This is a genomic window from Actinomadura sp. GC306 (assembly GCF_004348665.1).
GTDB lineage: Bacteria > Actinomycetota > Actinomycetes > Streptosporangiales > Streptosporangiaceae > Spirillospora.
The window spans coordinates 1-9,788 of sequence record NZ_SMKM01000254.1 but is presented as its reverse complement, the minus strand read 5'-3'; the positions used below and the strand labels follow the sequence as shown (position 1 = coordinate 9,788).

The 9,788-nt window shown below is 73.0% G+C and carries 11 protein-coding genes; 4 read left to right on the top strand and 7 right to left on the bottom strand.

The window, feature by feature from the left end; genetic code table 11:
* Nucleotides 1–1,402: class I SAM-dependent methyltransferase (locus tag E1200_RS26780; protein ID WP_131954849.1), on the top strand; the 1,402-nt coding region annotated here is incomplete at its 5' end.
* Here the strand turns inward: E1200_RS26780 and E1200_RS26775 are convergent.
* Both E1200_RS26775 and E1200_RS26770 read right to left on the bottom strand, forming a co-directional pair.
* On the bottom strand, nucleotides 1,399–2,697 hold the full coding sequence (locus tag E1200_RS26775) for a sodium:proton exchanger (protein ID WP_131954848.1): 1,299 nt from the start codon (nucleotides 2,695–2,697) through the stop codon (nucleotides 1,399–1,401). The genes E1200_RS26780 and E1200_RS26775 overlap by 4 nt on opposite strands.
* 81 nt (nucleotides 2,698–2,778) lie before the next feature.
* Nucleotides 2,779–3,837, bottom strand: a complete 1,059-nt coding sequence (locus E1200_RS26770) for a quinone-dependent dihydroorotate dehydrogenase (RefSeq protein WP_131954847.1) — start codon at nucleotides 3,835–3,837, stop codon at nucleotides 2,779–2,781.
* Nucleotides 3,838–4,078: 241 nt separating this feature from the next.
* Between E1200_RS26770 and E1200_RS26765 the strand changes: the two genes are divergently transcribed.
* Nucleotides 4,079–4,279, top strand: coding sequence for a DUF6243 family protein (locus tag E1200_RS26765; protein WP_131954846.1), 201 nt, complete (start codon nucleotides 4,079–4,081; stop codon nucleotides 4,277–4,279).
* Between the two features lie 63 nt (nucleotides 4,280–4,342).
* Here E1200_RS26765 and E1200_RS26760 read toward each other — a convergent pair whose 3' ends face one another.
* Complete coding sequence (locus tag E1200_RS26760) at nucleotides 4,343–5,281, bottom strand: hypothetical protein (protein WP_131954845.1); 939 nt, start codon at nucleotides 5,279–5,281, stop codon at nucleotides 4,343–4,345.
* 335 nt (nucleotides 5,282–5,616) lie between these two features.
* Here E1200_RS26760 and E1200_RS26755 point away from each other — a divergent pair, with 335 nt between their 5' ends.
* Nucleotides 5,617–6,297, top strand: a complete 681-nt coding sequence (locus tag E1200_RS26755) for a class I SAM-dependent methyltransferase (protein ID WP_131954844.1) — start codon at nucleotides 5,617–5,619, stop codon at nucleotides 6,295–6,297.
* 6 nt (nucleotides 6,298–6,303) lie between these two features.
* Here the strand turns inward: E1200_RS26755 and E1200_RS26750 are convergent, their stop codons facing one another.
* Nucleotides 6,304–7,074 (bottom strand): helix-turn-helix domain-containing protein, encoded by a 771-nt coding sequence (locus E1200_RS26750; protein ID WP_131954843.1) that lies wholly within the window; start codon nucleotides 7,072–7,074, stop codon nucleotides 6,304–6,306.
* A 74-nt stretch (nucleotides 7,075–7,148) separates the two neighbouring features.
* Between E1200_RS26750 and E1200_RS26745 the strand changes: the two genes are divergently transcribed.
* Complete coding sequence (locus E1200_RS26745; protein WP_131954842.1) at nucleotides 7,149–7,721, top strand: TIGR03086 family metal-binding protein; 573 nt, start codon at nucleotides 7,149–7,151, stop codon at nucleotides 7,719–7,721.
* Between the two features lie 16 nt (nucleotides 7,722–7,737).
* On the opposite strand, the gene E1200_RS26740 is transcribed toward E1200_RS26745, so the two are convergent.
* The 3 genes from E1200_RS26740 to E1200_RS26730 all read right to left on the bottom strand — a co-directional run bounded on the left by E1200_RS26740 (nucleotide 7,738) and on the right by E1200_RS26730 (nucleotide 9,765).
* A complete protein-coding gene (locus tag E1200_RS26740) occupies nucleotides 7,738–8,592 on the bottom strand; it encodes a M23 family metallopeptidase (protein ID WP_131954841.1) in 855 nt (284 codons plus the stop codon).
* Nucleotides 8,593–8,610: 18 nt separating this feature from the next.
* Nucleotides 8,611–9,111, bottom strand: a complete 501-nt coding sequence (locus E1200_RS26735; protein WP_131954840.1) for a helix-turn-helix domain-containing protein — start codon at nucleotides 9,109–9,111, stop codon at nucleotides 8,611–8,613.
* A gap of 120 nt (nucleotides 9,112–9,231) precedes the next feature.
* Nucleotides 9,232–9,765, bottom strand: a complete 534-nt coding sequence (locus tag E1200_RS26730) for an N-acetyltransferase (protein WP_131954839.1) — start codon at nucleotides 9,763–9,765, stop codon at nucleotides 9,232–9,234.
* Between the last annotated feature and the right edge of the window lie 23 nt (nucleotides 9,766–9,788).

Here is a 9,788-nt window from a genome sequence, read left to right as displayed (position 1 = left end):
GGATTACACCGTTGCCGGGGTTCGGGAGCTGCTCGGGCCGGTCGCGGGCGGGGCTCTGGCGCGGGACGAGATCGTGCCGGCGTTGCGGGCGTCCGGGGACGGGTCGCCGCTTGAGGTGCTGACGCGGCTTTTCTGGCTGCAGGTCCCCGTGGTCGCGGCGGCGGTCGGCGGAGTGGACGAGTTGGTGGCCGCGGGGCTCGTCGAGGTGTCGGGCGGGGAGGTGCGGGCGCGGTTGCGCGTCGAGCCGCTGGAGGCGGTCGGCGGCGCGGGTCATGCTGGATATGTCGTGTCAGATCTGTCCGTGCGGCCGGGGTCGGGGACGGTTCCGGCGGCCGATCATGTGGTGGGGGCGGGCGGTGCGTCCGGGAGTCTGGCCCGCCTGGTTGTCCACAGGGGTGTGGATAACGTGCTCGATCTCGGGACGGGGTGCGGCGTCCAGGCGGTGCACATCGCGGGGCGATCGCCGGGCGGGCGGATCACCGCGACGGACGTCAATCCGCGGGCGCTGGAGCTCGCCGCGATGAGCTTCGCGCTCTCCGGAGTGGACGGCGCCGAACTGCTCCGCGGGTCGCTGCTGGAGCCCGTCCAGGGCCGGCGGTTCGATCTGGTCGTGTCCAATCCGCCGTTCGTGGTGGCGCCGTCCGAGGGGCGGCGGTTCACGTACCGCGAGTCGGAGTTGCCGGGTGACGACTTCTGCCGGCGCCTCGTCCAGGACGCGCCGCAGTACCTGACGGATGGGGGATACTGCCAGCTCCTGGCCAATTGGCTGCATGTGGACGGCGTCCCGTGGGAGGAGCGCGTGGGCTCCTGGGTGGCCGGGTGCGACGCGTGGATCGTCCAGCGGGACGTCCAGGATCCGGCAGAATACGCCGAGTTGTGGCTACGTGATTCCTGCGAGGCGGGGACGCCGGAGTACCGGGAGCGGTACGCGGCGTGGCTCGACCACTTCGAGCGGCTCGGCGTCACCGGCATCGGGTTCGGCTGGATCACGCTGCGGCGCAGTGAGCGCCCGGCCGTCCGGATCGAGGAGCTCCGGCACGCCGTCGAGCAACCGGTCGGGGGCTACGTGGGGGACGTCCTCGACGGCCTCGTCAAGGGCGCCGAGTTTTCCACAGCCTGTGGGCAAGCCTTGGGGGTCGCCCCCGGTCTGGTCCAGGAGCAGATAGGCCCGCCCGGCGCCGAGGACCCCGAGCGGATCGTGCTCCGCCAAACCGAAAGGCTGCGCCGCGCGGCCGGAGTCGGGACGGTCGAGGCCGCCCTCGCCGGCGTCTGCGACGGCACCCTGCCGCTCGATCCGCTCCTCGACGCCATCGCGCAGCTCACCGGCATGGACCCGGCCGAGGTCCGCGCGCACGCGGACGCCGTCCTGCCCGAGCTGATCGCCGACGGCTTCTTCGGCTAGCGCCGCCGACGGCGTGGGCGGACCACGGTCTCCATCGCGTCTCCGAGCTCCCGGTACCGCGCGATCAGCACGGAGAAGCCGATCGCCAGGTACACGCCCGACAGGAGGAGCCTGAAGTCCTCGCCCGGCAGGACGAACTGCACCGCGAACAGCACGAACAGGACCGCGGCCTCCCATCGCCGGAACAGCAGGTCGATGAGGAAGGCGAGCCCGAGGACGGTCTGCGAGGCGGTCAGCAGCATCTCCTCGGTCTGCCGGGAGTCGAGCGGCAGCGACCAGGAGCCGCCGCCCACCCGGTACGCGAACGGCAGGAGGGCGATCAGCAGCGTCCACTGGTTCACCTTGCCGGACAGCAGCGTCCCCATCGCGGCGGAGTCGCGCAGCCGCCACGCCAACATGGCCGCCGCGAGCAGCAGCGGCGCCTCGGCCACCACCGGAGCAAGCCACTGCACCAGCAGGAACTCGTCCACCCCGGCGGAGATCCCGGTGGCGACGAGCGCGTCCCCGAACCGGGCCGTGGACATGTAGACGATCACCGCGCCGACCGCGAAGCAGACCCCGGCGGCGATCCGGCGCCGCCGCGGCGGCAGCTCGACCAGCCGTCCCGGGACCCCGGCGGTCGTGCGGGTGTCGTCCGGGGCGCCGCGTGCGATCCGGACGAGGTAGAGCACGTACACGGCGACGAGCACGACCGCGAGGTACCAGCCGACCTCCCCGGTCAGCGCCGGGATGAAGCCGAGCACGGCCGCGAGCGCCAGGAAGCCCAGCTCGACGCGGTGCCGCGCGGCGAGCCGGACGGTGCGCCGCCCCGTGCCGCGCGCCGCGTGCCGGCCGGAGCCGCCGCCGGAACGTCCGGCCAGCCGCCGCACGCCCAGCGCGAACGCCAGCACGGCCAGCGCCCAGCCGACCCCGACGAGCAGCCGGTTCGCGCCGGTCATGGTCGCCGCCGCGTAGGCGATGTATCCCGGTTTCGTCCCTCCGGCGTGTGCGAAGTAGAGGTCGAGCGCGTACTGGGGCAGGAGCGCGGCGAGGGCCAGCAGCGCGACGGCGAGCGCGCCGGGGACGTCCGCCCGCGCGGTCTCCGCCGCCCACGTCAGCAGGATCGCCGCGGACAGCACCCCGGCGCCGAAGATCACCACTGCGGCGAGCGCCGGCGGTTGCAGGCCGCCCGTCCACGTCACGATCGCGGGCAGCGCGAGGAGCAGCGTCCCCGCGACCCGGATCAGCAGCGTCTCGCGGGTCACGGGTGTCGGCTCGCGCACCGTCGGCTCGCGCACGCTCGGCTCGCCGGACATACCTGCACCGTGCCCCGCCCCGGCCCGCCGATGCCGTCCGCCGAGGCACCAACTGGCAAAGCCGCCCGGAGGAGATGCAGATCAGGGAAGGGTCTTCGAGTCGCTCTCCCGGACGCGCCGGGACAGCTCCCGGTTGATGCGGTGCGCCCAGAGGGGACCGCCGTAGATCATGCCGGTGTAGCCCTGGACGAGCGTCGCGCCCGCCTGAAGGCGCTCCCACACGTCGTCGGCGGTCTCGACCCCGCCGACCGAGATCAGCGTGAGGCGGCCGCCGGTGCGGGCCCGCAGGCGGTGCAGGACGTCCAGCGACCGCTCCTTCAGCGGCGCGCCGGACAGCCCGCCGGTCTCCTTCACCAGGGCGGGCGGGCTGAGCAGGGCGTCCCGGCCGATCGTGGTGTTGGTGGCGATGACGCCGTCCAGGCCGAGGTCGAGCGCGAGGCCGGCGACCGCGTCGATGTCGTCGTCCGCCAGATCCGGGGCGATCTTGACCAGCAGCGGGACGCGGCGGCCGGTGGAGCGGTCCGCGGCCTCGCGCACGGCCGCCAGCAGCGGGCGCAGGTGCTCGACGGCCTGCAGGTCGCGCAGGCCCGGGGTGTTGGGGGAGCTGACGTTGACGACGAGGTAGTCCGCGTGCGGGGCGAGCCGCTCGGCGCTCGCCACGTAGTCGGCCGTCGCGGACGCCTCCGGGACGGCCTTCGTCTTGCCGATGTTGACCCCGACGACCGTGCCGGTGCCGCGGCGGCGCAGCCGCTCGGCGGCGGCCTGCGAGCCCGCGTTGTTGAAGCCCATCCGGTTGATGACCGCCCGGTCGGGAGCGAGCCGGAACAGCCGCGGGCGCGGGTTGCCGGGCTGCGGGCTGCCCGTCACGGTGCCGATCTCGACGTGGCCGAACCCGAACGCGCCGAGCGCCTCGTAGGCGACGGCGTCCTTGTCGAACCCGGCGGCGAGGCCGAGCGGGCTCGGGAGGTCGAGCCCGAGCGCGCGCACGGCCAGCGCCGGGTCGCGGGGCGCGAGGAGGCGCCGCAGCAGCGGCACCGCCCCCGGCACCGCCTGCAGGACGCGGAGCGCGCGCAGCGTCAGGTGGTGGACGGTCTCCGCGGAGATCCGGGTGATGACCAGTGAGAACAGGAGTCGATACATCGCCCGCAGTATCTCAGCCGGGGCCGCCCGAAAATGCGTTGAGGGGTGCGGACCCGGCGCCTAGCCTGGCCGCATGTTGCTGATCGGTGAGGCCACCGCGTGGTGGCCGGCTCCCAAGCGCGTGTACCGCGACCGTCCCGGCGCCGGGTCCGGCCGGGACGCGATCGGAGCCTGAGTTCCCGCTCCCGACGGCCGGACCTGGGTGCATCCGCAACGAACACCCAGCCGAACGGGAGAACCCATGTCCAAGAACCGCCGGAACGGCATGCTGGGCGTCGGCGGCCAGCGCAACAACCTCTCGCGGCGCGCGCTGCGCGGGGGCGGGCCGCAGGGGGCCGGCAACGGCGGCGAGCAGGCCGCCGAGCGCAAGGAACTGCTCAAGAGGATGCGCGAACGCAACCGGCGTCGCGACGACCGGGAGCAGGACACCGCCTCCGAGTGAGGCCCTGAGGTAGGACGACGGCAGGCCGCGCCGGTTCCCGCGAGGGGCCGGCGCGGCTCGCCGCTAGCCGCGGAAGGCGCGGCGGAGCTGGAGGCGGATGTCGCGGCTCGTCTCCCGTACCGTCCGGCGGGCGGCGCGGAGCGGGTCGCGGACCGACGCCCGCCACACCCCGCGCAGCCCGCGGCCGACGGGACGCAGCACGCTGCGCCCGACCCAGCGCGCCGGTTCGACGACCAGCGTCCGCACGGGCAGGACGACGAGCGTCCGCCAGAGCCACCGCACGACGCGGCCCGCGAGCCGCCACGCCGCCGCGAGCCCGGCGAAGACCGGGGCGAGGACGTACCGCCACACCGCCTGGGCGGGACGTACCAGCAGGACCAGTCCCAGCCAGCGGAGGCCGAGGAGCAGCGGCCGGAGGAGGTGGCTCCACAGGAACACGGCCGGGACGACGACGAGCGCGTTGACCAGCAGGCGGAGGCCCGTGAAGAGGCCCGTGAACAGCAGCGCGAGCCCGTGGCCGGTGAGGAGCAGCAACCGGTGCAGGCCGCGTCCGATCATGGCCAGGAAGGCGCCGATCGGGACGAGCAGCGTGCGGTGAAGCCAGCGGGCCAGGCGAGCCACCCAGCGACCGAACCAGCCCGCGGGCCGGACGAAGAGGAAGGCGAGCAGCGCGCCGATCCCCCGGGCGACCGCCGCGAGCAGGCGTCCGACCGGGGCGAGCAGCCACCGGTACAGCCCGCGCCAGACGGCGTGCAGCACCCGGCCGATCTGGCGGCCGAGCCAGATCGGCGCCCGCATCAGCCGGTTGAACACCGCCCCGATGCCCCGCCCGATCTGCACGGCCACGTCGTGGACGAGCCGCAGCGGCACCAGGACGATCAGCGCGACCACGCGGACGGGGACGACGATCCACGCCGGGCCACCCGGGCGAGACTCGGCCGGACGCCGCTCCTTGCGCAGGTTCGGCGGGCCGCCCGCGGGCGAGCCGTCACCGCTGGTCAACGCCGCCCGTCCCGCGAGAATTCGATGAGAAGCACCTGCATATGACTTGCCCCGCCCTCGTCTGGTTCCGGGCGGTTGAACCCCCGCAGACCGCTTTAGCGTACTTCTTCTACGGAAACGGTGGTCGAGGCCCGCGCCTCGGCCGCCCCACAGGCGAAGGCGCGGAGGGCTCGCGGGTCGGTCGGGGTTCGCGAACCCTCCGCGCCTTCTTCGCCGCCCGCTGAGCCGAGTCGAGTCGAGCCGAGCCGCGTCCGGACGCCCGCGAGCCCGGGAGTTGACCGAGATCGGCCCCTCGCCTTGACACGCCCTGTTGATCCTTCTGGGACGATCAGGGCATGTATGAGCGTTTCGCCCACGAGTACGCCGCCCATGCCGAGGACAGCCCCTACAACGCCCTCTACGACCGTCCAGCCGTACTCGACCTCGCCGGGGACGTCGGCGGCTTCGCGGTCTTCGACGCGGCCTGCGGACCCGGGCTCTACGCCCGTGAGCTGCTGAAACGGGGAGCCCGCGTCACCGGCTGCGATGTGAGCCCCACGTTGGTCGACCTCGCCCGCGCGCGCTGCGACGACCTCGCCGACCTGCGCGTCCACGACCTCTCCGAGCCGCTGACCTGGGTCCCGGACGGATCGGCCGACCTCGTCGTCTGCGCGCTGGCGCTGCACTACATCGACGACCGGGTCGGCCTCCTGCGCGAGTTCCGCCGCATCCTGACGCGGCGCGGCGCCGTCGTCCTGTCGACCGAGCACCCCCTCATGCATTGGGTGCGCCTGGGCGGTTCGTACTTCACAGAGGAACGTGTGGAGGAGTCACTGGATCCTGACCGGGACTGGCCCATCCGCGCATGGCGTCGTCCCTTGACCGCGGTATGCGCCGACTTCCGCGAAGCGGGGTTCGTCATAGAGGAGCTGCTGGAACCTCGTCCGGTCCCGGAGATGGCCGTCCGTTACCCGGAGGACCACGCCAAGCTGGAGGTGCTCCCGGCCTTCATCGCGTTCCGCCTCATCCCCAGGTAACGGGGGTCAGGATCCGGCGTACTTGGCGGGTGACACACCGACGGTTGCGGTGAAGTCGCGGGTCAGGTGCGACTGATCGGAGTAACCGAGGTCCTCGGCCAAGGTCGTCCACTCGAACGGGACGCCTTGGTCCGCACGGGTCACGGCCTCGTGGATGCGTGCCCGGCGCAGGACCCACTTGGGGCTCGCCCCCACGTACTCGGCGAAAAGCCGCTGCAGGGTGCGGACCGAGACGTGCAGCCTGTCGGCGGCCTGGTCGACCCTGAACAGGGTGGGGTCGGAGGTGATGGTTGCGACCATCGCGGCCACCTCGCCTGCGACGGGATCCGGGTCGGGGAGGTCGCGCACAAGGAACTCCTCAGCCTGCCCCACCATCGCGTCGACGCTGCTGTGGGCGAGCACGGCGCGGCTGACGTCGTCCACCTCCGGGCGGAAGATGCGTGAGGCGGGAACTCGGCGGTCGGCGAGGTCGATGACCGGCCGTGCCGTGAACGCGCGGAAACCGCCGGGACGGAACTTCACGCCGAGAACCTGACCCCGACCCTCCAGCCGGCGCACGAACAGCGACCGATCGACCCCGTAGACCAGCGGCACAGGCTCCTCAAAGACGAGATGCACGTTCGGGTGGGACAGCACCTTCGTCTCGTAGGGCTCGTCCGTCCGCCACCGGACGTTCCAGTAGAACTCCACGAACGGCGCCAGGGCGGCACTCGGGGGCCTGCGGTCGACGCTGGCGATGCCCGCGTGTTCGTGCGGGTACAGCACCCCACGTCCCATATCCGGCACGTGACCAGGATAGTTGGCGCGTTTGTCCAAGAAGCCGCTCACCGGGCGTCCGTAGCGTGCTGGACATGCACGAACACGATTACATGAAGGAATGCGCCGCCGAGGCCGCTCGAATCGCCCGCGGTGTCCCGCAGGACCGTCTGACGGACCCCACACCGTGCGGGGAGTACGACCTCCGGACGCTCGTGAACCACCTCGTCCTCTATACGTCCCACGGCCTTGAGCACCGGGCGCTCCGCAAGGAGCTTCCGGAGGAGCTGACCGAACGCGACTTCACCGCCGGCGACGGCTGGGCACAGGACTACGCCGAGCAGATCGACCGCGCGGTCGCCGCCTGGGCGGACCCGGCCGTGTGGGAGGGGGAGATCTCCGGCACCCCGGCGGCCGACACCGCCGCGATGCTCATCCTGGAGATGGCCCTGCACGGCTGGGACGTCGCGAAGGCCACCGGCCAGGAATACCGGGTCTCGGCCGATACCGGACGGTTCGTGCTGAAGACCGTCGAGAAGAACGCCGAGATGTACCGCGAGTACGAAGGGTTCGCCGCGCCCGCCCCCGTGGCCGAGGACGCGGCGCCCTTCGAGCGGGCCGTCGCCGCCTCCGGACGCGACCCGCGCTGGCGGCCCCCGGCCCGCTGACCCGCGCGGCGCCGGCTCAGGCCGCCTGGCCGCCGCCGACCTGCTCCCCGGTCACCGGGACGAACGGCCGGCGCCCGCCGGGCACCCCGGTGCGCACCTCGCCGCCGCTCTCGTAGCGGAACGCGAACGGCACCCCGGCGGCCGCGCCGGGCCGGGGACGGTCCATCAGGTGGAAGTGCAGGTGCGGCTCCGACGAGTTGCCGGAGTTGCCGACCTCGCCGAGGACGTCCCCGGCCCGGATGCGGTCGCCCTTCCGGACCCGCACCGACCCCCGCCGCATGTGGGCGAGCACCGCGTACACCCCGTCGCCGAGGTCCAGCACCACGGAGTTGCCGATCACGAACCGCCCCGCCGACAGCGTGAGGTAGGACAGCAGCGCGCGGAAGAAGACGCCCTCGATCATGAGGTAGGCGAACGCGGGCCACGAGTTGCGGCTCCAGTGGTCGCGCTGCCATCCGCTCGCCTGGACGACGACACCGTCCGCGGGCGCGGTGATCTCCTGCCCGAACGAGGGGAACGACTCCGGCCGCGACGCGATCGGCCCCTTGCGCAGCGGCCGCCACTCCGGCGCCCCCTCGGGCACGTGGACGAGGTCGATCGCGTACGCCTGCCCCAGCTCGTGGGTGCCGTGGCTGGGGACCTTGTCGGCAGGGCTGTTAACCGGTACCCAGCGTCCCCGCACGGGGCTGCGCAGCACGACCGGCTCCCGTCCGGGGGCGGCGCCGGGCACGAAGAACAGCGCCAGACCGCAGACGATCATGACCGTGCCCGCCATCGACAGCGCACCGCGGCCGTGCAGCGGCGTACTGAACGCCAGTACCAGGCCGAGCAGGACGAAGAACGTCCTGAATCGGGCGAGTGTCCTGTGCATGTTCCCTCCCAGTGGTGCTCAGCGGCGGGTCGCCGCGAGGACGGCGAGGAGCGGCACTACCCGTTCCCCGGGGACGCTGTACCGGCCGCGCGCCGCGGTCCGGAGCCAGCCGGCCGCGACCAGCTGGCGCAGATGGTGGTAGAGCTGCCCGGTCGTGCCGAGTCGCTCGTGGGCGGCCAGCTCGGCGGTCGTCCGGGCGCCGTGCAGGATCTCCCGCAGCAGCAGCAGGCGCACCGGGTGCGCGAGCGCCGACATGGTCTCGGCCGCCTCGGACCAGTCGTCGGCGAGCAGGTCGTCCACGGTGTGGCCCTGCTGCCACTCGTAGTGCTCGCCGGACGGGAGCGTCACCGAGCCGGTGAACAGCACCGCGCCCGGGTCGTCGACGCGGTCCTTCAGGCCGTTCAGCGCCCAGAACGTGCCGTCCGCCTTCGGGGCGTCGGCCTGGGCGTCCGCGCCTTCGAGCCGGGCCACGCGCTCTTCCAGCCGCCCGACCCGCTCCGCGAGCTCCTCATCTGCCACGAATCCAATACTACGTAACTACGTAATAACTAGCAATCGCGGGCGGCCGGGCATGGAGGCATGGCGGAACGGCGGTGCGGTTCCGTGGCAGGACAATCGGGGGACGGGGCAAGCCCGGTATCAGGCGAGCTTCTTCACCAGGTGTTCGAACTCCAGGTCGTCGCGCTTGGGGAGCCCGAAGCGCTCGTCGCCGTACGGGAACGGCTGCGTCTGGCCCGTCCGGACGTAGCCGCGCCGCTCGTACCAGGCGATCAGCTCCGCGCGGAGGGTGATCACCGTCATGCGCATCTCGTCCGCGCCCCACTGCTCGCGCGCGACGCGCTCGGCCTCGGCGAGGACCCGCCTGCCGAGCCCGCCGCCCTGGGCACCGGGGTCCACGGCGAACATGCCGAAGTAGGCGTGGCCGCCGCGGTTCTCCAGCTGGCAGCAGGCCACCGGGACGCCGTCCGCCTCGCCGACGAGCAGGCGGCCGGACGCGTCGTCCACCACCGCCGCGACCATGCCGGCATCCGTGCGCTGGCCGCCGAGCAGGTCGGCCTCGGTCGTCCACCCGGCACGGCTCTCATCGCCCCGGTAGGCCCGCTCGATGAGCGCGACCAGCGCGGGAACATCGGCCTTCGTGGCGGCACGAAACGTCAGCTTCGCGGAACTCATCCCCCGAAAGCTAGCGCACCTGC

Excerpts from the sequence above, each read along its gene's own strand:
- E1200_RS26755 (WP_131954844.1), top strand. The coding sequence starts at position 5,617 with ATGTATGAGCGTTTCGCCCACGAGTACGCCGCCCATGCCGAGGACAGC.
- E1200_RS26730 (WP_131954839.1), bottom strand. The coding sequence starts at position 9,765 with ATGAGTTCCGCGAAGCTGACGTTTCGTGCCGCCACGAAGGCCGATGTT.
- E1200_RS26745 (WP_131954842.1), top strand. The coding sequence starts at position 7,149 with ATGCACGAACACGATTACATGAAGGAATGCGCCGCCGAGGCCGCTCGA.
- E1200_RS26765 (WP_131954846.1), top strand. The coding sequence starts at position 4,079 with ATGTCCAAGAACCGCCGGAACGGCATGCTGGGCGTCGGCGGCCAGCGC.
- E1200_RS26770 (WP_131954847.1), bottom strand. The coding sequence starts at position 3,837 with ATGTATCGACTCCTGTTCTCACTGGTCATCACCCGGATCTCCGCGGAG.
- E1200_RS26750 (WP_131954843.1), bottom strand. The coding sequence starts at position 7,074 with ATGGGACGTGGGGTGCTGTACCCGCACGAACACGCGGGCATCGCCAGC.
- E1200_RS26775 (WP_131954848.1), bottom strand. The coding sequence starts at position 2,697 with ATGTCCGGCGAGCCGAGCGTGCGCGAGCCGACGGTGCGCGAGCCGACA.
- E1200_RS26740 (WP_131954841.1), bottom strand. The coding sequence starts at position 8,592 with ATGCACAGGACACTCGCCCGATTCAGGACGTTCTTCGTCCTGCTCGGC.